This is a genomic window from Mesorhizobium sp. 131-3-5, from assembly GCF_016756575.1.
GTDB lineage: Bacteria > Pseudomonadota > Alphaproteobacteria > Rhizobiales > Rhizobiaceae > Mesorhizobium > Mesorhizobium jarvisii.
Genome location: NZ_AP023254.1, coordinates 6,589,904 through 6,611,992, shown reverse-complemented (window position 1 = coordinate 6,611,992; position 22,089 = coordinate 6,589,904). Strand labels below are relative to the sequence as shown.

Sequence of the window (22,089 nt, the reverse complement as noted above, 5' to 3'; positions counted from 1 at the left end):
CTAGGCGCGCATGGCCGGAGCGTCAACGCGTTGGGCGCTTTTTCCTTGCGACCTTCGACCCCCGTTCCTACCTTCGAAACCCGTTCAAGGAGTAAAGAATGCCGTCGCCGACCCCGCATGAAGCCCTGATCTACCTGATGGTCATCACCTCGGCCTCCGACCGCGACATGACCGATGTCGAACTGGCCCGGATCGGCGACGTTGTCCGCTCATGGCCGGTGTTCGAGGATTTCAAGCAGGACCGCCTGGTTCCCGTCGCCCAGGCTTGCCAGAAGCTGCTGCATGAAAAGGATGGCCTCGAGGGTGTCCTGGCCCAAATTGCCGAAGCCCTGCCAGAGCGCCTGCGCGACACCGCGTATGCCGCCGCCTTCGAAGTGGCCGCCGTCGATCTCGAAATGCGCATGGAGGAAGTGCGCCTGCTGCAGTTGATCCGCCGCAAGCTCGATCTCGACACGCTGACCGTCGCCGCCATCGGCCGCGCGGCTAAGGCGCGGCTGCGCACGCTGACCTGAGCATCACTAGAAAAAGCTGACCGGGACCGGATCAGAAAAAACTGACCGGAAAATAGCGCAGGTAGAATTCGGCGAAGGTGCCTTTCATCGAGATCTCCTGCAGCGCGTAATCGATCGCGGCGGCCAGCGCCGGATTGTCCGCCCTTGTGGCGATAGCCATGCCCGTGCCCAGATATTCGGGCGCCAGATAGGGACCGCCGGCAAAGCGGCAGCACCCGCCTGCATCCGAGCCGCCCAGCCAGAATGCGAAACGCATGCCGTCACCGAAGGCGGCATCGATCTTGCCCGCCTTGAGATCGCCGTAGAGGGCTTCCGGTCCGTCGAAGGAGACGATTTGGACCGTGTTGAAATAGTCGCGCAGCATGCGCTCATGCGCCGAGCCGGCGAGAACGCCGACGCGCTTGCTGCGCAGCTTGTCGAAGACCGGTTCGGCAAACGCCTTGTTCTTCGGCGTGATGAAGCGCGCCGGAAACTGGAGGTAGGAGCGCGAGAAGGCGTATGTCTGGCGCGATTGCGGCGTCGCAGCGATGCCGGCGATGATCGCTTCGCCTTCGCCTTTCTCGAGCGCCCCTTCAAGCTCACCCCAGGGCAATGCCTGGATCTGGCATTTGTCGGCAATGCCGAGTTCGGCGCAGATGGCGCGCGCCAGGTCGATATGGAAACCGGACAGCTTTCCCGCGCCATCGAGGAAATTGAAGGGCGGAAAATCCGTGGTCGTCAGGAATCGCAGCCGTGGCAGTGCCGAAAGGTCGGGCTTCGGCAACCGTTCCTTGGCGTCCCACAACACTGGTACCTGCGGTTCGGCCGCGCGCGCCCCAGGAGCCAGTGGCAGGGCGGCGATCAGCAGCGACGCCAGGACCAGGAACCTCCATTGGAACGCCACGATAGAACTCCGCCGCACTCGTGTTCGCACCGGTTTTGGTACGAAAATGGTACAGGCACAATGGTTTTTGATTTCAACGCGCCAATTTCAGGCTATGCTTTAGCACGTTTGCAAACAGCGGTGGCTGCCCTGGTTGGGGAATTAGGGTCGAGAACCACAACCGAGAATGTGCGTGTTGCAATCCGTGGTCGGTGGCGAAATGCAGACAACGCATGGACCATTGATCTCAATGCATGAGGCAACATGGGGTTGATGTTGCGATGGGTCAATTTGATCGTACGCTGGAATACATAGACCAACTGCAACACGCCGGAACGGCGGCGGCGGTTTGCGAGAAATTGCTGGGCATTACATCGGATTTCGGTCTGACCGCGCTGATGGCGGGAACCGTTCCGCAGCCAGGCACGCCGAGCGGGCAGCAGAAGCAACATGTGCTGCTTTGCGACTGGCCCGTCGAATGGCTGGAGCGCTACGTGGCGCGCAACTATGTCGACCACGATCCCGTGGTCAGCCACATGAAGCAGCTGCAGGCGCCGTTCCAGTGGCGCGAAGCCGCCCAGGGCATTAGCTTCGACAAGAGCAGCGATGAGGTGATGGGCGATGCCGGCGCCTTCAAGTTGCGCGACGGGCTGGCCTTCCCGCTGATCACACTCGATGGCCAGATCGTCATGGTGTCGCTGGGTGGCGAGGCCGTGCAGCTGTCGGGTGCCGAGTTCGGCCTTGTGTCGCTGGTCTCGACCTATGCCGTCGGCCGCGCCATGCAAATCCACACCATGGCGACCAGTACCATCGACCATATCGAACTGACCCCGCGCGAGCGCGAATGCCTGCAATGGGCCGCCGTCGGCAAGTCGGAATGGGAGATTTCGCAAATCCTCGGCATCTCCGAACACACGTCGGAGAAACATCTTCTTAACGCCAAAAGCAAACTCGGTGCCGTCAACCGGGTCCAGGCGGTCGCCGAAGCGATAAGGCGCGGCTACATTAGCTAGGTCGGCCGTGCCGACCTGGAATTTCTTGCCTACGTGATCACGCAATTTTCTCGTTGAAGCACGGCCGTATCTTCCTCTTAAACCCAGGAGACGACGGCATGCTTTTTTGTCTTACAACTCAAGAATTGATGGAACGTCCCGACCTTTGGGAGGCCGTCCATCGCCTGCGCTACCAGATATTTGTCGAGGAAATGGGGTGGGAGGACCTGCGGCGCCCGGACGGATTCGAGGTCGACCAGTTCGACCATGACGAGGCGGTGCATCAGATCGTCATCAGAGGCAACGAAGTCGCGGGCTATCAGCGGATGTTGCCGACCACGCGGCCCCATCTGCTGACCGAGGTCTTGACCGACCTTTCCGAAGGAACGCCGCCATCGGGCCCCGACATCTGGGAATTGACCCGCTATGCGGTGGCTCCCGGCTTTCGCGATGGCCGTCGCGGCGTCTCGACCGTTGGTACCGAATTGATCGCCGGCTTCGTCGAGTGGGGGCTGAAGCGCGGTGTCGACAAGGTGATCATCGAGTTCGAGCCGATGTGGGTGCTGCGCGCCTTGCAGCTGCATTTCCTGGCGACGCCGCTGGGCTATCAGCGCACCTACGGCAATCAGCAGGTCGTGGCGACCCTGCTCTCCTTCAATGAGCACACGCTGGACGTTGTGCGTTCGCGCCGCAACCACCACGCTCCCGTCCTGGCCCGGGGATATCCCGACATGTTCGGCCAAAGGAGGGCGTCATGAGGTCGGAGACCGCCATGAACCCGCACCCGCAACCGGAACTGCGCAACCACACGCTGATCGTCACTGTGTCGTCGAATGATGGCCGGCCGGTGCTGGACAGGAGGGCCTATGAAAGCCTTGCCAGGACGTTCCATGAAGCCGCCGACAATGACGAGGTCCGTGTTGTCGTGCTGCGTGGCCTGGCAGGCTGCTTCTGCCTCGGCGGCGACTTTTCAGAATTCCTCGACGCCACCAAGCACCAGAAGCTGATCGCCGCCGTCACCGACATGTTCCGCACGCTGGCGACATTCCCCAAGCCCATCCTCGCTTGCGTCGACGGCGATGCCGTCGGTGTCGGCTGCACCATCCTGTTCCACTGCGACATGGTGATCGCCTCGAATGAAAGCACGTTCAGGGTGCCGTTCGTCGATTTCGGCCTTGTGCCGGATGCGGCGACCAGCATCCTGGCGCCGCAGAAGCTCGGCTATGCCGGCGCCTTCCGCTTCTTCTGCCTCGGCGACACGCTCCACGCCGAGGACGCCAGGGCACTCGGCCTCGTCGCCGAGATCGTGCATGACGGCGTGGAGGAGGCGACACTCGGCCGCGCCAGGCAGCTCGCCAAGAAGCCGGTCGCCGCCCTGCTGCAGACCCGCGGCCTGCTCAAGGGCAATACCGGCGCGCTGTGCGACCGCATCGACCAGGAGATATCGCTGTTCCAGCAGGCGTTGCAGGACGACACCACGCTGCGGCGCCTGCAGCGGATCGCCCGGCTCGCGGCCTGAGCCACCACGTCAAGAACCACGCGCCGCGCTGCCTGGTGGCCGCGCGGCGCGAGAAGGCCTAGCCTTCCTTGCCGAGGAATGACGGCCCTTCGCCGATGATCTTCTTGTCTTCCTTGCCGATGATATCGAGATCACGCCCCTCATAGGGTACCGACAACAGGATGCGCCGCATCACCGCCAGCCGCGCGCGGCGCTTGTCATTGGCCCGCACGATGATCCATGGCGCGAACGCCTTGTGGGTGCGCTCGAACATGGTGTCGCGCGCCTTGGTGTAATCGTCCCATTTGGTGATGCCGGCGACATCGATCGGCGAGAACTTCCAGCTCTTCAGCGGGCTGTAGCGGCGATCGTGAAAACGCTCGAGCTGCGTTTCCCGACCGATGTTCAGCCAGAATTTGAAGAAATGGATGTCGTCGTTGACGATCATCCGTTCGAAATGCGGCGTCTCGTCGAGAAACTTTTCGTGCTGTTCGGGCGTGCAGAAGCCCATCACCGGCTCGACGCCGGCGCGGTTGTACCAGGAGCGGTCGAAGGTGACGAATTCGCCCGACGTCGGGAAATGGTCGACATAACGCTGGTAGTACCATTGTCCCAGCTCGGGCGGGGTCGGCTTGGTCAGCGCCACGTTGCGCGCCGTGCGCGGGTTGAGATACTGGTGCACCACGAAGATCGTGCCGCCCTTGCCGGCGGCGTCGCGGCCCTCGAACAGCGCCATCACCCGCTTGCCGGTCGCCTGCAGCCATGCCTGCGCCTTCACCAGCTCGATCTGCAATTTCTCGAGCGTCTCGTTATAGTCGTCGCTGTTCATCTTCTTGTCGTAGGGGTAGCCGCCCGCGGTCAGCTTGTGGTCCTCGACCCAGTCCGGGAGCTCGGGATTCTCGATGTCGAACTCCCGCTCCTTGCCCCCGATCCTGATCTTCAGCGGACCTGACGTCGGCGTTGCGGGATTTTCCTTGGCCTTTTTCATCGAGACGAACCCTTTCCAGCTTACGGACTCATGCTATTGGGAGCCTCCATGCCGGTCTAGCAGGAAGTTGCCATACGGCCGGACAGCGCCCGAGAGGGCTATAGGACCCGGGGATGGCTGAGCAAAGCGCAGAGCAGGCAAGTGTGGCGCAAGCCATGGCCATCCGGCTGTGGAACAGTCGCTGGCTGCTCGTCGCTGGCGTTATCGGTATCCTAGTCGCTTTTGCCTTCGCGGGGATCTCTGCCTACGTGCTGGTGCCGGCCCTGCTTCTGCTGCTGGCTGCCGCGCTGTTGCCGGCCACCGGCCTGCGCCATTCCGGCGAGAATGCCACCGCGATCGAGGCGATCGGCCTGCAGCGCCTGTCGGGCGAATATCTGGCGGCCGCCGTCGCCGATCCGCTGATCATCTTCGACCGCTCGGCCGCCATCGTCCATGCCAACGCCGCCGCCTTTGCCGCTTTTGGCGGCATCGCACCGGGCCTGTCGCTGCCGCTGAAATTCCGGGCGCCGGAAATGCAGACCCTGCTCGACAGCGTGCTGTCGGGCACGATCGCCTCCGATGTCGTCGACTATACCGAAAAGCTGCCGGTCGAACGGGCCTACCGGGTCAGCGCGTCGTCGGTCGGGCACGGCACCGACCTCTATGTGCTGGTGTTCAAGGACCAGAGCGAAACGCGCAGGATCGACCGCATGCGCGCCGATTTCATCGCCAATGCCAGCCACGAATTGCGCACCCCGCTCGCCTCGATCGCTGGTTTCATCGAAACATTGCGCGGACCGGCCCGCAACGACCCGGCGGCGCGCGAGCAGTTCCTGCAGATCATGCAGAACCAGACCGGCCGCATGGCACGCCTGATCGATGACCTGCTGTCGCTGTCCCGGCTGGAGATGAAGCCCTATCTGAAGCCCGGAACAGAGGTCGACCTGCGCCAGACCGTCGACAGTGTCATCGATTCGCTGGCCCCGCTTGCCCACGAAAACAGCGTCGTCATCGAGCGCGATTTCGCCAAGGGACCCCTCAATGTGCCGGGCGATCGCGACGAGTTGTTCCAGGTTTTCGAGAATCTTCTGGAAAACGCCTGCAAATACGGCCAGTCCGGCGGCCGTGTGGTGGTGTCGATCGCGCACGCTGATGACGGTTCCGAACCCGGCATCGACGTCACCATCCGGGATTTCGGTCCCGGCATTCCCGAGGAGCACATTCCGCGCATCACCGAGCGCTTCTATCGCATCGATGTCGAGACCAGCCGGACCCAGAAAGGCACCGGCCTTGGCCTGTCCATCGTCAAGCACATCCTGACGCGCCACAATGCCAGGCTGACGATCAAATCCGAGGTCGGTAAGGGCGCCGCCTTCTCGGTTCATTTGCCGACGCACGGATAGTGCCCTAGTTTCCCCTGGAACCGTTTCTTTTTTCTGTCATCCGGCTAGCGTATCAGCGGGGATTCGAGGAAACGACTCAAGAACCCGTGGGAAGACATTTCATCCATGCAGTCCGTGCACATAATGAGCGCCTTTGACGAGGAGCTGAAATATCTGTCGAAGCGCATTGCGGCGATGGGCGGTCATGCCGAGCGCATGGTCGAACAGGCCGTCGCCGCTCTCGTCAATGCCGATCCGGGGCTGGCCCAGAAGGTCATCAACGACGATGCAGTCCTGGATGAGGGGCAGCGCGAGATCGACGACAAGGCGATCATCATCATCGCCAAGCGCCAGCCGATGGCGACGGACCTGCGCGAGATCGTCGGCGCCATCCGCATTTCGGCCGACCTCGAACGGGTCGGCGACCTCGGCAAGAACGTGGCCAAGCGGGTGGTCGCCGTCACCGACGGCCGCCAGCCGACCAGCCTGTTTCGCGGCCTGGAGGCCCTGGCCAATTTGGCGCTGACCCAGCTCAAGGAAGTTCTCGACGTCTACGCATCGCGCTCAGTCGACAAGATCAGCTTCGTGCGCGACCGTGACGATCAGATCGATGCCATGTACACGTCGCTGTTTCGCGAATTGCTGACCTACATGATGGAAGATCCGCGCAACATCACGCCCTGCACGCATCTTCTGTTCTGCGCCAAGAACATCGAGCGCATCGGCGATCATGCCACCAACATCGCCGAGACCATCTATTACATCGTCACCGGCGACCAGATGCCGGCCGAGCGGCCGAAAGGCGACAAGACCGACAAGATCAGCCTTTCGGCGCCGCTTCCGGCGAAATGAACGTTCATCCTCTCGAACGCCAGATCATATTGCGCTAAACTATCCCGGCGTTAAGCTTCTCAGGCCTTTATAAGGGGCCTGCTTCAGGAGGCCGCGATGGAATATGTCCGAGAGTTCAAGCCCGCGGCGCCGACATCAGGCATCATCGCCTCCAGTGTCTACACGGCCGGGCGGCGCATCGCCGACATTCCGATCGAGGAAGCCGGCGAATGGGCCAAGAAATCGGGACATGTCGTCTGGATCGGGCTGCTCGAACCGGATCGCGAGCTTTTGTTGCGTGTCCAGGCGCAGTTCCATCTGCACGAGCTGGCGATCGAGGATGCCGAGCATCCGCACCAGCGGCCGAAGATCGAGCAATATGGCGATGCGCTGTTCATCGTCGCCCGCACCGCGCAATTGATCGAAGGACGGGTGACTTTCGGCGAGACGCATCTGTTCGTCGGCTCGGGCTACATCGTCAGCGTCAGGCACGGCCCGTCGACCTCCTACGCCGCCGTGCGTCAGCACTGGGAAAGCTGTCCGCATTCGCTGGCCAAGGGCGAGGATTTCGTCCTCTACGCCATTCTCGATTTCATCGTCGACAACTACATGCCGGTGCTCGAGCAGATAGAGGACGAGGTCGAGGTGATCGAGGACCGGGTGCTTTTGAAGCCGATGACCGGTCCTGATATCGAGCGACTCTACATGCTGCGCCGCGATCTGCTGCGCCTGCGCAATGCGGCACTTCCGCTGGTGGAGGTCTGCCGCCGCCTGACCAGCGCCGACCTGCCGCAGATCCATTCAGCCATGCACCCGCTGTTTCGCGACGTGACCGACCACATCCGCACCGTCCAGGAAAAGATCGACAGCCTGCGCGAGGTGCTGGCCTTCGCCTTCGAGGCGAGCCTGCTGGTCGGTCAGAGCCAGGAAACCGCGATTTCCAAGAAACTCGCCTCATGGGCGGCCATACTGGCGGTGCCGACGGCATTCGCCGGCATCTATGGCATGAACTTCACCGACATGCCGGAACTGAAGATGGAGTATGGCTACCCGATCGTGCTGGCCACCATCGCGACGATCTGCGCGTTTCTTTACTGGCGGTTTCGCAAGAATGGCTGGCTGTGAGGGTAGGCAGTAGGCAGCAGGCTAAGAAGCGCCTCGCGAGCGCCGCCCAAGGCATACAGGCAGTATTGTCCTACTGCCCAATCCCCACTGCCTATTCCCTACCTATCGATTCCGCCGCCGCTCCGCCGCCGGCTGGAACGCCACGCGAGCATGATATTTGCAGTAGGGCCCCGTTTCGGCGGCCTCGTTGCCGCAGAAGTTGAAGTCCTCCGACAGCGGATCGCCGTTCGGCCATTTGCAGGTCCGCTCGGTCAGCTCGACGAGCTGCAGATGCCGTGAGATCGGTACCACGACATTCTCGACCGGGCGGATATAGTGCCGCGCCACCGGCTCGGCGTCGAATTGCGTCTGAAGGGCGGTCGCGCCGATCGATGTCGTGACGTGGCGAGCCGTGCTCGCGGCGCGCGCCACCGATTTCTGAACGGTCGAGCCCTGTGTCGTCTTCTTCTGGCGTGCCGGCGTCGCCGTTGCGCGGCCGCGGCCCGACAGCTTCAGACGGTGCACCTTGCCGATGACGGCATTTCGGCTCACCCCTCCAAGCTGGGCAGCAATCTGGCTTGCGCTCAGACCCTCCGACCACAATTTTCTGAGAAGTTCGACCCGCTCGTCAGTCCAGTTCATGAGACCGCGCTCCTGCTAAGCGTGCGGCAATCAGAATCCTTTCCCGACCCAGCACCACTGCTGGGGCAGACACCACATATACCTGGTGATTAGGTCCGCCGCACGAAATCTAGTTATTTCTCGACTACAATTACCTTATGCGCAGACTCGGTGACAAGAGTCCCAAGTGCAACACGAATCGGTTTTTTCGGTTTTCCCCAACTTGCCCGGTCGCTTGTGAGCCGGCGTCTCGTCAGGGGGCTTGCCGCGTGCCACTACGCGACGTTTTCGTTGACTTCATGGCCGAAAAACACGATAAGCCGCACAAGGCCGCCGCTTTGGCGGCTTTTTTGATTTTCCGGTACCGGAGACGCATATAATGAGCGGTTCGGCGCTTTACGAGACCTTTGCTCGCGCTCCCCTGGCTTTCGACCACGGGGAAGGCACCTGGCTGGTTACCGACAAGGGCGAGCGATATCTCGATTTCGCCGGCGGCATCGCGGTCAATTCGCTCGGCCACAGCCATCCGCATCTGGTCGCGGCGCTGACCGAGCAGGCGGCGAAGCTGTGGCACGTCTCCAATCTCTACGAGATTCCCGGGCAGAGCCGGCTTGGCGAGCGCCTGGCCGATGCCACATTCGCCGACAAGGTGTTCTTCACCAACTCCGGCGCCGAGGCGCTGGAATGCGCGATCAAGACGGCGCGGCGCTACCATTTCGTCAAGGGGCATCCCGAGCGCTTCCGCGTCATCACCTTCGAAGGCGCCTTCCATGGCCGCACGCTGGCGACCATCGCGGCCGGCGGCCAGTACAAATACCTTGAAGGCTTCGGCCCCAAGGTCGAAGGCTTCGACCAGGTCGGCTTCGACGACATCGATGCCGCCGAGAAGGCGATCACGCCGGAAACCGCCGCGATCCTGATCGAACCGGTGCAGGGCGAGGGCGGCATCCGCCCGGTCCCGACGCAGTCCCTGAAGCGGCTGCGGCAGCTTTGCGACCAGCACGGCCTGTTGTTGATCTATGACGAGGTCCAGTGCGGCATTGGCCGCACCGGAAAGCTGTTCGCGCATGAATGGTCAGGTGTTGCGCCCGACATCATGGCGATCGCCAAAGGCATTGGCGGCGGCTTCCCGATGGGCGCTTGCCTTGCAACCGACGAAGCAGCTGTCGGCATGACGGCTGGCGTGCACGGCACCACATTTGGCGGCAATCCGTTGGCCATGGCCGTCGGCAATGCCGTGCTCGACGTCGTGCTCGAAGACGGCTTCCTCGAAGACGTCCAGCGCAAGGCATTGCTGATGAAGCAAGGTCTGGCGGCGATCGCCGACGAGTTTCCCGATGTCATCGAAGACATCCGCGGCACCGGCCTCATGCTTGGCCTCAAATGCGCCATGCCCAACAACAAGGTGAACATGGCACTGCGCGACCAGCATTTGCTGGCGGTTCCGGCCGGCGACAACGTCATTCGCCTGCTGCCGCCGCTCACCGTCACGGACGCCGAGATCCACGAAGCGCTCAACCGCATCCGCGCCGGTGCCAAAGGCCTGGCGGATGCCATCGCCGTGGCCGCCGCGAAGTAATTCCGGAAAATTGCTGATGTCAGTTCGCCATTTCACCGATCTTTCCACCGTTTCCGAGGGCGACCTGCGCGTCATGCTCGACGACGCGGTGGTGCGAAAGGCGCGCCTCAAGGCCGGCGAGCGCACCCGGCCGCTCGAAGGCAAGGTGCTGGCGATGATCTTCGACAAGCCGTCGACGCGCACGCGCGTCTCCTTCGATGTCGGCATGCGCCAGCTCGGCGGCGAGACCATCATGCTGACCGGCACCGAAATGCAGCTTGGCCGCTCCGAGACCATCGCCGACACCGCCAAGGTGTTGTCGCGCTATGTCGACGCGATCATGATCCGCACCACCTCGCATGAGCGGCTGCTGGAGCTGACCGAGAACGCCACGGTTCCGGTGATCAACGGGCTGACGGATGACACCCATCCGTGCCAGCTGATGGCCGACATCATGACCTTCGAGGAGCATCGCGGTCCGGTGGCCGGCAAGACCATCGCCTGGACCGGCGACGGCAACAATGTGCTGCATTCGCTGCTCGAAGCCTCGGCGCGGTTCCGCTTCAACCTCAACGTTGCCGTGCCGGAAGGCAGCGAGCCGGCGCAGAAGCATATCGACTGGTCCAAGGCCCATGGCGGGAAGCTCCACTTCACCCGCTCGCCCGAGGAAGCCGTCGAGCAGGCCGACTGTGTCGTCACCGATTGCTGGGTGTCGATGGGCCAGGAGCATCGCGCCCGCGGCCATAACGTGTTCTCGCCCTACCAGGTCAATGCCAAGCTGATGGCGCATGCCAAGCCGGATGCGCTGTTCATGCACTGTCTGCCGGCGCATCGCGGTGAGGAAGTGACCGACGAGGTTATCGACGGACCCCATTCGGTGGTCTTCGACGAGGCCGAGAACCGGCTCCACGCCCAGAAGGCGGTGCTTGCCTGGTGTCTTGGGGCTTGAAGTGTCTTGGGGCTTGAGGTGGCTTGGAGTTTGAAAGGTCAGAGCGCTTGATCTGCGGGGGCGCGATGCCTATCTGCGCCGCATCACGCAAATCAAGCGCGTTTGGACGCATGCACCCCAGGGGGCGGCATGGCCGCGCCCTGGAGCTTTGTCATGTTGGAAACGCATCAAGTGACTGAACATCACCCCAAACTCGGCGAGTTCGGCTATGCCGGCGACGATCATGTCGTGCCCTTTGAGGTCGGCCCGCTCGACGTGCGCGGCCGTACCGTGCAGCTCGGGCCGATGCTCGACGCCATTCTCAGCCGCCACGATTATCCCGAGCCGGTCGCCCGCCTGCTGGCGGAAGCCTGTGTACTGACGGTGCTGCTCGGCACCTCGCTCAAATTCGAGGGCAAGTTCATCCTGCAGACCCGCACCGATGGGCCGGTCGACATGCTGGTGGCGGATTTCACCACGCCGTCGGCGCTGCGCGCCTATGCGCGCTTCGATGCCGATAGGCTCGAGGCGCTGGTCGCCGCAGGCGAAACGTCCCAGCAGACGCTGCTCGGCGGCGGCGTGCTGGCACTGACCATCGACCAGGGCGCCCATACGCAGCGCTATCAGGGCATCGTCCAGCTCGATGGCGAAACCCTGGAAGACGCGGCGCGCACCTATTTCCGCCAGTCGGAGCAGATCCCGACGGATATCAGGCTCTCGGTCGCCAAGCTGTTGACGCCAGGCGTCGGCGGGGCGCGCGAGCAGTGGCGCGCCGGCGGCATCCTGGCGCAGTTCCTGCCGCAATCGCCCGAGCGCATGCGCGTTCCGGACCTGCACGGCGGCGACGGCGATCCACGCGAGGAGATCCATGATCCCACGGACAATTCCTGGCAGGAATTGCTGGCGCTGCTCGGCACGATCGAGCCGACCGAGTTGATCGACCCGACGATCGGTGCCGAACGGCTGCTTTATCGCCTGTTCCACGAGCATGGCGTACGCGTCTTCGGCGGCGTTCCCGTGGCCGACCAGTGCTCATGCTCGCGCGACAAGATCCGCGGCATCCTCGAGGGCTTCTCCGCGCAGGAGATCGAGGACAGCACCGAGGATGGCGGCATCCACGTCGCCTGCGAATTCTGCTCGACACAGTACGACTTCGATCCGGCGGAATTTGCCGCACAGTAAAGCCATTCCTTCTCCCCGTGGAACGGGGAGAAGGACGCTAATTCACCGTCCGCCGCGTCCCCGGCAGATCCAGCGAGAACGCCGGGATGGCGATGTCGAAGGTCTCGCCGCGCTTGTTGCGCATCGTATAGTGCCCGACCATGATGCCTGAGGGCGTCGAGAGCGGGCAGCCGGACGTGTATTGATAGCTGTCGCCGGGATTGAGTTCGGGCTGGTCGCCGACGACGCCCGGGCCGCGCACTTCCTCGACTCGGCCGGCACCGTCGGTGATGTGCCAATAGCGCGACAGAAGCTGCACGAATTCGTCCGACTGGTTGTCGATCGTTATCTGATAGCCCCAGACATAGCGGTTCTCGGAAGGATCGGAGCGGTCCTCGAGATAGAACGGCCTGACCTGCACTTCGATTTTGCGCGTGACGGCGCGGTACATAAGCGGCTCCAAAACAATCTAGAGCATGATCCCGAAAAGTGGGAACCGGTTTTCGGAAAAGATCATGCTCAAACCAACAGAACCTTTCGGCGCTCCCGGCGAGCAGGTCAACGTGCGCGTCTTGTCGCGCCTCGTCTTGAAACGCAGGTGCCGGCAAAGAATGTCATTTAAGTGACACATGACAATGGTGGTGTGCACGAACCGGGCGACTCGGCGCTCTGTCGAACTGTTGAAAACGGCCACGATGCGGGCCGTCTCTTCTGGAGTGACCAGATCTCGATGGAACTCGCTCTCATAGCCGCCTCGCTTTCGACTGCTCTTATCCTTTCAAACACTGCAAGTATCCTTCTCGCCGCCTCACAGCTGAGACGGCGCACGACGATCGCACCGCCGGCCGGCAAATCGCCGCCGGTATCGATTGTCATACCCTCGCGCGGCGTCGAGCCGTTCACGCAGGAGACGCTGGAGCGCGCCTTCTCGCTAGACTGGCCCCGCTACGAGCTGATCTTCTGCGTCGCTCATGGAGACGACCCAGTGGTCAGGCTGATCCGTGCCGCCATTGGCCGCTTTCCAAAAGTGCCGGCCCGGCTGTTGATCGGCGACGACCGCGTCAGCGCCAATCCCAAGCTCAACAATTGCGTCAAGGGCTGGGAAGCCGCGCGGCACAATTGGGTTGTCCTGGCCGACTCCAACGTGCTGATGCCGAGAGACTACGTCCAGCATCTGATGGCGGCGTGGCGGCCGGACACCGGCCTTGTCTGCTCGACACCGATCGGTTCGCGGCCGGAGGGCTTCTGGGCCGAGGTCGAATGCGCCTTCCTCAACACGCTGCAGGCGCGCTGGCAATATGCCGGCGAGGCGCTCGGCCTTGGCTTTGCCCAGGGCAAGAGCATGTTGTGGAACAAGCCGATGCTGGATGCCAATGGCGGCATCCGCGCGCTGGCCGCCGAAATCGCCGAAGACGCCGCCGCGACCAAGCTGGTCAGTGGGCTTGGCCTGCGCGTCAATCTCGTCGCGGCACCCTTCGAGCAGCCGCTTGGCCGACGCACGCTTGGCACGATCTGGTCGCGCCAGGCCCGCTGGGCGCGCTTGCGCCGCGTCACCTTCCCACGGTTCTTCGCGCCGGAAATCCTGACCGGCGCGGTGGTGCCGCTGGCGCTTGCGCTGGTTGCGGCGGCAAGCGCCGGCTTCAGCCTGCCGCTGACGGCCATCGCCGTGCTGGCGGCCTTTTATCTCCCGGAATGCGCCCTGGCCTGGTCCAAGGGCTGGCACCTTTCGCCGCGCACGGTCGCGGCGATGATTGCGCGGGACTTGCTGCTTCCAACCATGTGGGGGCGCGGCTGGCTCGGCGGCGCCGTCGACTGGCGCGGCAATGCGATGACCATCGGCACCAAGGCGGCCGAACTGGAAGAGGCGTCGTCGCGCGCCTGATCGCGGCGCGGACGACCTACCTCGACGACCCTCTATTTAGCGGCCTTGAGAGCCTGCGCGATGTCTTCCAGAAGGTCATCGGTATCCTCCAGGCCGACCGACAGCCTGAGCGTTCCTGGCCCGATGCCGAGTTCGGCGCGCGCCTCGTCGCTCAAGTTCTTGTGCGTGGTCGTCGCCGGATGGGTGATCAGGCTCTTGGCGTCGCCGAGATTGTTGGAGATCAGCACGATGTCGAGCGCGTTCTGCAGGGCGAAGGCCGCCTGCTTGCCGCCCTTGACGTCGAGGCAGATCAGCGTCGAGCCGCCCGACATCTGCTTCTTGACGATCGCGGCCTGCGGATGGTCGGCGCGGCCGGGATAGATGACGCGGGCGATCTGCGGCTGCTCGGCGAGGAAATCTGCGATCTTGCCGGCGCTCTCCGTCTGCTGGCGCACGCGCAGCGGCAGCGTCTCCAGGCCCTTCAGCAGCGTCCAGGCGTTGAAGGGCGACAGGCTGGGGCCGGTGTGGCGGAAATAATCATGCAAATTCTCGTCGATCCACTTCTTGTCCGACAGGATCACGCCGCCGAGACAGCGGCCCTGGCCGTCGATGTGCTTGGTTGCCGAATAGACGACGATATGCGCGCCGAGCTGCAACGGCTTCTGCTGCAGTGGCGTGGCAAAGACATTGTCGACGACAAGCCGCGCGCCGATCGAGTTGGCGAGCGCAGCCACAGCGGCGATGTCGACCACTTCCAGCGTCGGGTTGGTCGGGCTTTCCAGGAAGAACAGCTTGGTGTTGGGCCTGACCGCCTTTTCCCAGTTGGCGATATCGGTGCCGTCGACCAGCGTCGCCTCGATGCCGTAGCGCGGTGCCAGCGTCTCGACCACCCAGCGGCAGGAGCCGAACAGCGCGCGCGCCGCCACGATATGGTCCCCGGCCTTGACGCTGCACAGAAGCGCCGCTGTCACGGCCGCCATGCCCGATGCCGTGGCGCGTGCGTCTTCCGCGCCTTCCAGCGCGCACATGCGCTTTTCGAACATGTCGACGGTCGGATTGGCGTAGCGCGAATAGATGAAACCGGGTTCCTCGCCCTTAAAACGGGCTTCGGCGGCTTGCGCCGTTTGATAGACATAGCCCTGGGTCAGGTACATTGCCTCGGAGGTCTCGCCGAAGCCGGAACGCAGGGTTCCGCTATGCACGAGGGCTGTCTGAGGCTTCCAGTTGCGCTTCTTGTTGCTCATCGCTTTGTTCCAGACACAAAAAAACCGGCCGCGAAAGTCGCAACCGGTCCATACGGCCTCGCGGCCAACGGTCCTTTAGCGACTTGTTTAACGTGGCTGCAAGCCGACCGGCCAAATCACCACGGGATAACGACCCTTTAGACCCGTACCACGCTTGCGTCAATTGCCGGCTTCATTAAGAGGTTTGTACCAGGCAGGTTCCGCAAGAATGTTCCATGTTTTCCGGCGAGAACCTGTTGGCAGGAAATTCGTCTGGCCTAGGAGCGGAGCCTTGCGGCAGACAGGCATTCTTCCCGATCAGGACATCTCGGCGCTGTTCCAGTCCGGCGCGCTGAAGTCGCCGCGCGCGCTCGACGCCGACCAGATCCAGCCGGCGAGCCTTGATCTGCGGCTCGGCGACAAGGCCTGGCGGGTGCGGGCCTCGTTCCTGCCGGGTCCCAACCACAGGGTTTCGGAAAAGCTCGACCGGCTGCAACTGCACGAAATCAATCTTGCCGAGGGCGCGGTGCTGGAGACCGGCTGCGTCTATATCGTGCCCTTGCTTGAAAGCCTGGCATTGCCGGCGGACATTTCGGCCTCGGCCAATCCGAAGAGTTCGACCGGGCGGCTCGACATTTTCACCCGTGTCATGACCGACCGTGGCCACGAGTTCGACAAGATCGCCGCCGGCTACAACGGTCCGCTCTATCTGGAAGTCAGCCCGCGCACCTTTCCGATCGTCGTGCGCACCGGTTCGCGCCTGTCGCAAATCCGCTTCCGCACCGGCAACGCGCTGCTCTCGGAGACCGAATTGCATGAATTGCACCGCGCGCAGATGCTGGTCGCCACCGAGCCGCCGAATATTTCGGGCGGCGGCATCGCGCTGTCGATCGATCTCAAGGGCAACGGTGATGGGCTGGTCGGCTATCGCGGCAAGCATCACACCGGCCTCGTCGATGTCGACAAGCGCGCCGCCCAGGATGTCGTCGATTTCTGGGAACCGATCCACAAGAGCGGCGCCGGCGAACTGGTGCTCGATCCAGACGAATTCTACATCCTCGTCAGCCAGGAGGCGGTGCATGTGCCGCCGCTCTACGCCGCCGAGATGACGCCCTTCGACCCGCTGGTCGGCGAATTTCGCGTCCATTATGCCGGCTTCTTCGATCCGGGCTTCGGCCATTCGGCGGCCGGTGGCACCGGCAGCCGGGCCGTGCTTGAAGTGCGCAGCCACGAGGTGCCGTTCATCCTCGACCATGGCCAGATCGTCGGCCGGCTGGTCTACGAGCACATGCTGAAGCGGCCGCAGGCCCTCTACGGCACCGCTCTCGGCTCCAACTACCAGGCACAGGGCCTGAAGCTCTCCAAGCATTTCCGCGCTGCGCGCTGAACCCCGGTGTTGCCGCCAGGCAAGATACTTGCCTGCACCGGTACATCATGCTTGGCTGGCTTGTCGGCCGTCGAGATGGCGGCGCTCAAGGGGACAAGAAAATGCAGATCTCGAAATGGATACTGTCGGCGGCAGGCGCCGCCCTGTTGGCGATGGCCGCCGGCTCTCTGTCGGCGCAGGCTGCCGAGAAATTGAAGATCGGCACCGAGGGCGCCTATCCGCCGTTCAACACCATCACCTCGGACGGCAAGGTTGTCGGTTTCGACATCGACATCGCCAATGCGCTGTGTGCTCAGATGAAGGTCGAGTGCGAGATCGTCACCCAGGACTGGGACGGCATCATCCCCGCCCTGCAGGCCAAGAAGTTCGACGCCATCATCGCCTCGATGAGCATCACCGAAGAGCGCAAGAAGCAGGTCGCCTTCACCAACAAATACTACACCACCCCGCTCGCGCTGGTGGCGCCGAAGGACAGCGATCTGACGTCGGCCGACCCGGCGGCCCTGGCCGGCAAGACGGTCGGCGCTCAGGCTTCGACCACGCAGGCCGACTATGCCCAGAACACCTATGGCAAGGCAGGTGCCGAGGCAAAGCTCTACCCAACCCAGGAAGAAGCGATCACCGACCTGACCAACGGCCGGCTTGATGCCGTGATCTCGGACAAGTTCGTGCTGGTGGACTGGCTGAAGAAGGCAAGCGACGGCTGCTGCAAGCTGGTCGGCGACGTCAAGGGCACGGAAACGCAAGCCGGCATCGCCGTGCGCCTGGACGACACCGCCTTGCGCGACAAGCTCAACACGGCCATCGACGCGATCGTCGCCGACGGCACCTACAAGAAGATCCAGGCCAAGTATTTCGACTTCGATATCTATTGAGGCTGAAGCTGCCTCTTCCTTCTCCCCTTGTGGGAGAAGGTGGCCTCGCGAAGCGAGGTCGGATGAGGGGTGTTCCAGGGAACGCCAACGCCTCACTTCGCTGGAACACCCCTCATCCGTCTCGGCGCTGCGCGCCGATCCACCTTCTCCCACAAGGGGAGAAGGAAGGGGCGCTATCTCAAAGCGCCTTCACCGCCACCTTCACCGGCTTTTCGATCTCGAGCGGGTTGCGCAGTGGCAGGCCGAAATCACCGGCTTCGATCTCGAACACATCGCCGGCCTCGGTCTTGACGCCGTCGGCGAAGGACAGTGTCGCGGTGCCGAACATATGCACGTGCACGTCGCCCGGCTGGCGGAACGCCGAATATTTGAAGTGATGGTGTTCGAGATTGGCGATGGTGTGCGACATGTTCGCCTCGCCCGACAGGAACGGCTTTTCCCAAAGCGTCTTACCATCGCGCACGATGCGCGAGGTGCCGCGGATGTCGGAAGGCAGGTCGCCGATCAGGATCTCAGGTCCGAACGAGGCATTGCGCAGCTTGGAATGGGCGAGAAAGAGATAGTTTACCCGCTCAGTCACGTGGTCGGAAAATTCGTTCGACAGCGTGAAGCCGACGCGGAAGGGCGCGCCGTCATCGCCGATGACATAGATGCCGGCGATTTCGGGTTCCTCGCCGGCGTCCTTGGCGAAGGCCGGTGACAGGAGTGCGGCTCCCGGCGCCACGGCCATCGTGCCGTTGCCCTTGTAGAACCATTCCGGCTGCACGCCGACCTGGCCCTTGGCGGGCTTGCCGCCCTCCAGACCCATGCGGAACATCTTCATGGAATCGGTGAGCTGCTCCTCGCCATCGGCGCTGCTGAGCTTCTTGTGCATGGAATCGCGCGTCGCCGCCGAGCCGAGATGCGTCAGGCCGGTGCCGGTGAGATGCAGATGCGCCGGATCGGGGTGATTGATCGGCGACAACAGCCGCCCTTTCTTGTAGGCGGCATCGAGATCGACCGTCTCGCCGAGCCCCTTGCGCTCGATCAGGGTGGCTAGGCCGACGCCGGTGCGGGCTGCCTCCATCGCCAGCGAATAGACGCTGCGGGCGCCGTTGATGATCCGGGTCTTGCCGCCATTGCGGGCAACGACGCGGATGGTCTCGGCGTCATCGAGAATCTGCGAGATCAGCATGATCAATCCTCTCTCATGTGCCTTGGCATGGCTGCCGCTGCGGCAAACCTTCCCAAGCGCGGCTGGGACGTCGCCCATGCCACGGGTGAAATTGTCCGTTCGGATTGCGCTCGCGGGGCCTGGTTCCTTGAGGGAACTTCTTCGCGCCGGCTGGTTGCCGGCAGCGCCGCGATGTGACCCGTATGCCTTCCTCGTTGCCTCGCCGGAGCGGTTCGGCCCGCTCCTGGTATTTTTGTTTCTGCGCAATTCCTGTGGGAAAACCGCGATGCGCTTTCCTGGAACTGCCCCTGTCAGGCCTTGTTCTTGTTGTAGACGTCGAAGATCACGGCGCCGAGCAGCACCAGGCCTTTGACGACCTGCTGCCAGTCGACATTGACACCCATGATCGACATGCCGTTGTTCATCACGCCCATGATGAAGCCACCGACCACGGCGCCGATGACCTGGCCGACGCCGCCCATCGCCGAGGCGCCGCCGATGAAGACGGCGGCGATGACGTCGAGCTCTGAGCCCAGACCGGCCGCCGGCACTGCCTGGCCAAGGCGAGCCGCGATGATCAGGCCGCCCAGCGCCGACAGCACGCCCATATTGATGAACACCAGCAGCGTCAGCCGCTCGGTGTTGATGCCCGACAGCTGCGCCGCCTTGGGATTGCCGCCCATGGCGTAGATGCGGCGGCCGATGGTCATGCGCTTGGTGACGAAGACGAACAGCGAGATCAGCACGCCCATGACGAGCAGCACCACCGGCAGGCCCCTGTAGCTGGCGAACTCATAGACCAGGAACAGCGCCAGCGCGCTGGCGACCAGCGTCTTGACGACGAACAGGGGGAAGGGCTCGGCTTCATAGCCGTGGCGCTCGCGCTTGCGTCGTGTCCTCACCCCGAAATAGGCATAGGCCACCACGGCGATCAGGCCGAGCACGATCGTCGTCATGTGCAGTGTCAGGCCGCTGCCCACGATGGTCTTGCCGGCGGCGTTCACCGTGGGCGGGATCAGCGTCAGCGGGCCGATAACGTCCGGGATGAAGCCCGAGCTCAGCGCCTTGAAGCCGTCCGGAAGTGGGCCTACCGACGAGCCGCCGCCCAGCAGCGCCTGGCAGATGCCGCGGAAGATCAGCATGCCGGCCAGCGTCACGATGAAGCTCGGTATCCGGTGATAGGCGATCCAATAGCCTTGCGCCGCACCGATCAGGCCGCCCACGACCAGGCAGACGATTGAAACCACCAGCGGATTGCTGAGCGGTCCGAGCTGCCAGATGACCATCATGTTTGCCGCCAGCGCGCCGATGAAACCGGCGACCGAGCCGACGCTGAGGTCGATATAGCCGGAAACGATGACCAGCAGCATGCCCAGCGCCATCACGATGATGAACGAGTTCTGCTGCACCAGATTGCTGAGGTTGACCGGCTTGAACAGCGTTCCCGACGTGGTGAACTGGAAGAACAGCATGATGACGATCAGCGCGATGATGAGACCGTATTCGCGCAGGTTCGTCGTCAGCGCCGAGACGGCAATGCGTGGACGCTGGTCCTCGGCGATGTTGCCCTGCGGGGCGGGGGCGCTGTCGGTGCTCATGCTGCTTTTCCTTCTCCCCGAACGATGGCGCGCATTATTTTTTCCTGACTTGCGTCCGCCGCGGGCATTTCGCCGACGATGCGGCCTTCGTTCATGACGTAGATGCGGTCGGTGATGCCGAGCAATTCCGGCATTTCCGACGAGATGACCACGATCGCCTTACCCTCCGAGGCAAGACGCGCGATGATCGTGTAGATTTCATACTTGGCGCCGACATCGATGCCGCGTGTCGGCTCGTCGAGGATCAGCAATTCCGGGTCGGCGAACAGCCATTTCGACAGCACCACCTTCTGCTGGTTGCCGCCGGAAAGATTGCCCGTCATCTGATAGACGCTCGAAGCGCGGATATTGGTCTTCTTGCGATAGTCGTTGGCAACGGCGAGTTCGCGCAGATCGTCGATCACGCTGTGACGCGACACGCCGCCGAGATTGGCAAGCGTGATGTTGTGCTTGATATGGTCGATCAGGTTGAGACCGTAAGTCTTGCGGTCCTCGGTCACGTAGGCGATGCCGTGTTCGACCGCCTTGCTCACGGATGAGACATCGATCGGCTTGCCTTTGAGCAGCACCTCGCCCGTGATGCGGCGGCCATAGGAACGGCCGAACAGGCTCATGGCGAATTCGGTGCGGCCGGCGCCCATCAGCCCGGCTATGCCGACCACCTCGCCCTTGCGCACATTGATGTCGATGCCCTTGATCACCTGCCGTTCGGCATGGATCGGGTGATAGACCGACCAGTTCTTCACTTCGAAGACGACCTCGCCGATCTTTGGTTCGCGCGGCGGATAGCGGTCGTCGAGCGAGCGGCCGACCATCGAGGTGATGATACGGTCTTCCGAGATATCCTTCTTGGCCAGCGTCTCGATGGTGCGCCCGTCGCGGATGACGGTAACCTTGTCGGCGACCCGGTTCACTTCGTTGAGTTTGTGCGAGATCAGGATCGAGGTCATGCCTTGCCGCTTGAACTCGAGCAAAAGGTCGAGCAGCGCCTGGCTGTCCTTCTCGCTGAGCGATGCGGTGGGCTCGTCGAGGATCAGGAGCTTGACTTCCTTGCTCAGCGCCTTGGCGATCTCGACCAGCTGCTGCTTGCCGACGCCGATATTGGTGATCAGCGTCTTGGGGTCCTCCTTGAGGCCCACCTTCTTCAACAGCGCGCTGGTGCGCGCCTCGTTGGCATCCCAGTCGATCACGCCGTATTTGGCGTGTTCGTTGCCGAGGAAAATGTTTTCGGCAATCGACAGCATCGGCACCAGCGCAAGCTCCTGGTGGATGATGACGATGCCCTTGTGTTCGCTGTCATGGATGCCTTTGAACTGGCATTCCTGGTCTTGAAAGATGATCTGGCCGTCATATGTGCCCGCGGGATAGACGCCCGACAGCACTTTCATCAGCGTCGACTTGCCGGCGCCGTTCTCGCCGACCACGGCGTGGATTTCGCCTTCCTCGACGCTGAGGTTGACATTCGACAGCGCCTTCACGCCGGGAAACGTCTTGGTGATGTCGCGCATCTCCAAAATCGTCGAGGTCATAAGGGCAAGCTCCCAGACTTTCTTGTTTTTACGCAACTCCCAGGGGA

At 62.9% G+C, this 22,089-nt stretch carries 21 protein-coding genes and 1 riboswitch; of the genes, 13 read left to right on the top strand and 8 right to left on the bottom strand.

Going from position 1 to position 22,089, the window contains the following annotated elements:
• The first annotated feature begins 98 nt into the window (after nucleotides 1-98).
• Nucleotides 99-512: a tellurite resistance TerB family protein gene (locus JG747_RS32355; RefSeq protein ID WP_202360898.1), complete on the top strand. Its 414-nt coding sequence runs from the start codon at nucleotides 99-101 to the stop codon at nucleotides 510-512.
• 31 nt (nucleotides 513-543) lie between these two features.
• Here JG747_RS32355 and JG747_RS32350 read toward each other — a convergent pair whose 3' ends face one another.
• A complete protein-coding gene (locus JG747_RS32350; RefSeq protein ID WP_276315163.1) occupies nucleotides 544-1,356 on the bottom strand; it encodes a transporter substrate-binding domain-containing protein in 813 nt (270 codons plus the stop codon).
• A gap of 299 nt (nucleotides 1,357-1,655) precedes the next feature.
• On the opposite strand from JG747_RS32350, the gene JG747_RS32345 reads away from it, so the two are divergent.
• From JG747_RS32345 to JG747_RS32335, 3 genes are all read left to right on the top strand, one after another.
• Nucleotides 1,656-2,387, top strand: coding sequence for a helix-turn-helix transcriptional regulator (locus tag JG747_RS32345; RefSeq protein WP_019863131.1), 732 nt, complete (start codon nucleotides 1,656-1,658; stop codon nucleotides 2,385-2,387).
• Between the two features lie 98 nt (nucleotides 2,388-2,485).
• Nucleotides 2,486-3,124 carry an acyl-homoserine-lactone synthase gene (locus tag JG747_RS32340; RefSeq protein WP_019863132.1) on the top strand — a complete coding sequence of 213 codons (639 nt, stop codon included), beginning with the start codon at nucleotides 2,486-2,488 and terminating at the stop codon, nucleotides 3,122-3,124.
• Nucleotides 3,121-3,885, top strand: coding sequence for an enoyl-CoA hydratase-related protein (locus JG747_RS32335; protein ID WP_019863133.1), 765 nt, complete (start codon nucleotides 3,121-3,123; stop codon nucleotides 3,883-3,885). Before JG747_RS32340 ends, JG747_RS32335 begins: the two co-directional genes overlap by 4 nt.
• A gap of 58 nt (nucleotides 3,886-3,943) precedes the next feature.
• On the opposite strand, the gene ppk2 is transcribed toward JG747_RS32335, so the two are convergent.
• Entirely contained in the window at nucleotides 3,944-4,852 is a 909-nt protein-coding gene (gene ppk2 / locus JG747_RS32330; RefSeq protein ID WP_019863134.1) for a polyphosphate kinase 2, read from the bottom strand.
• A gap of 113 nt (nucleotides 4,853-4,965) precedes the next feature.
• Here ppk2 and JG747_RS32325 point away from each other — a divergent pair, with 113 nt between their 5' ends.
• The 3 genes from JG747_RS32325 to JG747_RS32315 all read left to right on the top strand — a co-directional run bounded on the left by JG747_RS32325 (nucleotide 4,966) and on the right by JG747_RS32315 (nucleotide 8,169).
• Nucleotides 4,966-6,234, top strand: coding sequence for an ATP-binding protein (locus JG747_RS32325; protein ID WP_019863135.1), 1,269 nt, complete (start codon nucleotides 4,966-4,968; stop codon nucleotides 6,232-6,234).
• 105 nt (nucleotides 6,235-6,339) lie between these two features.
• Nucleotides 6,340-7,065, top strand: a complete 726-nt coding sequence (phoU, locus tag JG747_RS32320) for a phosphate signaling complex protein PhoU (RefSeq protein WP_019863136.1) — start codon at nucleotides 6,340-6,342, stop codon at nucleotides 7,063-7,065.
• Nucleotides 7,066-7,161: 96 nt separating this feature from the next.
• Nucleotides 7,162-8,169, top strand: a complete 1,008-nt coding sequence (locus JG747_RS32315) for a magnesium and cobalt transport protein CorA (RefSeq protein WP_010913391.1) — start codon at nucleotides 7,162-7,164, stop codon at nucleotides 8,167-8,169.
• 102 nt (nucleotides 8,170-8,271) lie between these two features.
• Here the strand turns inward: JG747_RS32315 and JG747_RS32310 are convergent, their stop codons facing one another.
• Nucleotides 8,272-8,790 (bottom strand): GcrA family cell cycle regulator, encoded by a 519-nt coding sequence (locus JG747_RS32310; protein WP_019863137.1) that lies wholly within the window; start codon nucleotides 8,788-8,790, stop codon nucleotides 8,272-8,274.
• A 358-nt stretch (nucleotides 8,791-9,148) separates the two neighbouring features.
• Here JG747_RS32310 and JG747_RS32305 point away from each other — a divergent pair, with 358 nt between their 5' ends.
• The 3 genes from JG747_RS32305 to JG747_RS32295 all read left to right on the top strand — a co-directional run bounded on the left by JG747_RS32305 (nucleotide 9,149) and on the right by JG747_RS32295 (nucleotide 12,437).
• Entirely contained in the window at nucleotides 9,149-10,348 is a 1,200-nt protein-coding gene (locus JG747_RS32305; RefSeq protein ID WP_019863139.1) for an aspartate aminotransferase family protein, read from the top strand.
• Nucleotides 10,349-10,364: 16 nt separating this feature from the next.
• Nucleotides 10,365-11,276 (top strand): ornithine carbamoyltransferase, encoded by a 912-nt coding sequence (gene argF, locus JG747_RS32300; RefSeq protein ID WP_064984661.1) that lies wholly within the window; start codon nucleotides 10,365-10,367, stop codon nucleotides 11,274-11,276.
• A gap of 129 nt (nucleotides 11,277-11,405) precedes the next feature.
• Nucleotides 11,406-12,437: an Hsp33 family molecular chaperone gene (locus tag JG747_RS32295; protein WP_081296126.1), complete on the top strand. Its 1,032-nt coding sequence runs from the start codon at nucleotides 11,406-11,408 to the stop codon at nucleotides 12,435-12,437.
• A 37-nt stretch (nucleotides 12,438-12,474) separates the two neighbouring features.
• Here JG747_RS32295 and apaG read toward each other — a convergent pair whose 3' ends face one another.
• Nucleotides 12,475-12,867, bottom strand: coding sequence for a Co2+/Mg2+ efflux protein ApaG (gene apaG / locus JG747_RS32290; protein WP_019863142.1), 393 nt, complete (start codon nucleotides 12,865-12,867; stop codon nucleotides 12,475-12,477).
• Between the two features lie 279 nt (nucleotides 12,868-13,146).
• On the opposite strand from apaG, the gene JG747_RS32285 reads away from it, so the two are divergent.
• Nucleotides 13,147-14,298 carry a ceramide glucosyltransferase gene (locus JG747_RS32285; RefSeq protein ID WP_202360897.1) on the top strand — a complete coding sequence of 384 codons (1,152 nt, stop codon included), beginning with the start codon at nucleotides 13,147-13,149 and terminating at the stop codon, nucleotides 14,296-14,298.
• 32 nt (nucleotides 14,299-14,330) lie between these two features.
• Here the strand turns inward: JG747_RS32285 and JG747_RS32280 are convergent, their stop codons facing one another.
• Nucleotides 14,331-15,521 carry an O-succinylhomoserine sulfhydrylase gene (locus JG747_RS32280; protein ID WP_019863144.1) on the bottom strand — a complete coding sequence of 397 codons (1,191 nt, stop codon included), beginning with the start codon at nucleotides 15,519-15,521 and terminating at the stop codon, nucleotides 14,331-14,333.
• Nucleotides 15,522-15,576: 55 nt separating this feature from the next.
• Nucleotides 15,577-15,654, bottom strand: a riboswitch (SAM riboswitch).
• A 138-nt stretch (nucleotides 15,655-15,792) separates the two neighbouring features.
• Between JG747_RS32280 and JG747_RS32275 the strand changes: the two genes are divergently transcribed.
• Together JG747_RS32275 and JG747_RS32270 are read left to right on the top strand one after the other, a co-directional pair.
• A complete protein-coding gene (locus tag JG747_RS32275; RefSeq protein WP_064984665.1) occupies nucleotides 15,793-16,887 on the top strand; it encodes a 2'-deoxycytidine 5'-triphosphate deaminase in 1,095 nt (364 codons plus the stop codon).
• 101 nt (nucleotides 16,888-16,988) lie between these two features.
• Nucleotides 16,989-17,762, top strand: coding sequence for an ABC transporter substrate-binding protein (locus JG747_RS32270; RefSeq protein WP_069090963.1), 774 nt, complete (start codon nucleotides 16,989-16,991; stop codon nucleotides 17,760-17,762).
• Between the two features lie 178 nt (nucleotides 17,763-17,940).
• Here the strand turns inward: JG747_RS32270 and araD1 are convergent, their stop codons facing one another.
• The 3 genes from araD1 to mmsA form a co-directional block, all read right to left on the bottom strand.
• The gene (gene araD1 / locus JG747_RS32265; protein ID WP_202360896.1) at nucleotides 17,941-18,936 is read right to left on the bottom strand and encodes an AraD1 family protein; all 996 of its coding nucleotides are present in this window, start codon (nucleotides 18,934-18,936) and stop codon (nucleotides 17,941-17,943) included.
• Nucleotides 18,937-19,226: 290 nt separating this feature from the next.
• Entirely contained in the window at nucleotides 19,227-20,513 is a 1,287-nt protein-coding gene (mmsB, locus tag JG747_RS32260) for a multiple monosaccharide ABC transporter permease (RefSeq protein ID WP_019863148.1), read from the bottom strand.
• The gene (gene mmsA, locus JG747_RS32255) at nucleotides 20,510-22,042 is read right to left on the bottom strand and encodes a multiple monosaccharide ABC transporter ATP-binding protein (RefSeq protein WP_202360895.1); all 1,533 of its coding nucleotides are present in this window, start codon (nucleotides 22,040-22,042) and stop codon (nucleotides 20,510-20,512) included. The genes mmsB and mmsA overlap by 4 nt, the downstream gene beginning before the upstream one ends.
• Nucleotides 22,043-22,089 lie beyond the last annotated feature (47 nt).

What these genes read in the sequence shown, in the direction of transcription:
- JG747_RS32270 (WP_069090963.1), top strand. Translation starts at nt 16,989, where the DNA reads ATGCAGATCTCGAAATGGATACTGTCGGCGGCAGGCGCCGCCCTGTTG.
- JG747_RS32340 (WP_019863132.1), top strand. Translation starts at nt 2,486, where the DNA reads ATGCTTTTTTGTCTTACAACTCAAGAATTGATGGAACGTCCCGACCTT.
- ppk2 (WP_019863134.1), bottom strand. Translation starts at nt 4,852, where the DNA reads ATGAAAAAGGCCAAGGAAAATCCCGCAACGCCGACGTCAGGTCCGCTG.
- JG747_RS32285 (WP_202360897.1), top strand. Translation starts at nt 13,147, where the DNA reads ATGGAACTCGCTCTCATAGCCGCCTCGCTTTCGACTGCTCTTATCCTT.
- mmsA (WP_202360895.1), bottom strand. Translation starts at nt 22,042, where the DNA reads ATGACCTCGACGATTTTGGAGATGCGCGACATCACCAAGACGTTTCCC.
- JG747_RS32335 (WP_019863133.1), top strand. Translation starts at nt 3,121, where the DNA reads ATGAGGTCGGAGACCGCCATGAACCCGCACCCGCAACCGGAACTGCGC.
- JG747_RS32345 (WP_019863131.1), top strand. Translation starts at nt 1,656, where the DNA reads ATGGGTCAATTTGATCGTACGCTGGAATACATAGACCAACTGCAACAC.
- phoU (WP_019863136.1), top strand. Translation starts at nt 6,340, where the DNA reads ATGCAGTCCGTGCACATAATGAGCGCCTTTGACGAGGAGCTGAAATAT.
- apaG (WP_019863142.1), bottom strand. Translation starts at nt 12,867, where the DNA reads ATGTACCGCGCCGTCACGCGCAAAATCGAAGTGCAGGTCAGGCCGTTC.
- argF (WP_064984661.1), top strand. Translation starts at nt 10,365, where the DNA reads ATGTCAGTTCGCCATTTCACCGATCTTTCCACCGTTTCCGAGGGCGAC.
- araD1 (WP_202360896.1), bottom strand. Translation starts at nt 18,936, where the DNA reads ATGCTGATCTCGCAGATTCTCGATGACGCCGAGACCATCCGCGTCGTT.
- JG747_RS32295 (WP_081296126.1), top strand. Translation starts at nt 11,406, where the DNA reads ATGGCCGCGCCCTGGAGCTTTGTCATGTTGGAAACGCATCAAGTGACT.
- JG747_RS32310 (WP_019863137.1), bottom strand. Translation starts at nt 8,790, where the DNA reads ATGAACTGGACTGACGAGCGGGTCGAACTTCTCAGAAAATTGTGGTCG.
- JG747_RS32325 (WP_019863135.1), top strand. Translation starts at nt 4,966, where the DNA reads ATGGCTGAGCAAAGCGCAGAGCAGGCAAGTGTGGCGCAAGCCATGGCC.
- JG747_RS32315 (WP_010913391.1), top strand. Translation starts at nt 7,162, where the DNA reads ATGGAATATGTCCGAGAGTTCAAGCCCGCGGCGCCGACATCAGGCATC.
- mmsB (WP_019863148.1), bottom strand. Translation starts at nt 20,513, where the DNA reads ATGAGCACCGACAGCGCCCCCGCCCCGCAGGGCAACATCGCCGAGGAC.
- JG747_RS32305 (WP_019863139.1), top strand. Translation starts at nt 9,149, where the DNA reads ATGAGCGGTTCGGCGCTTTACGAGACCTTTGCTCGCGCTCCCCTGGCT.
- JG747_RS32355 (WP_202360898.1), top strand. Translation starts at nt 99, where the DNA reads ATGCCGTCGCCGACCCCGCATGAAGCCCTGATCTACCTGATGGTCATC.
- JG747_RS32280 (WP_019863144.1), bottom strand. Translation starts at nt 15,521, where the DNA reads ATGAGCAACAAGAAGCGCAACTGGAAGCCTCAGACAGCCCTCGTGCAT.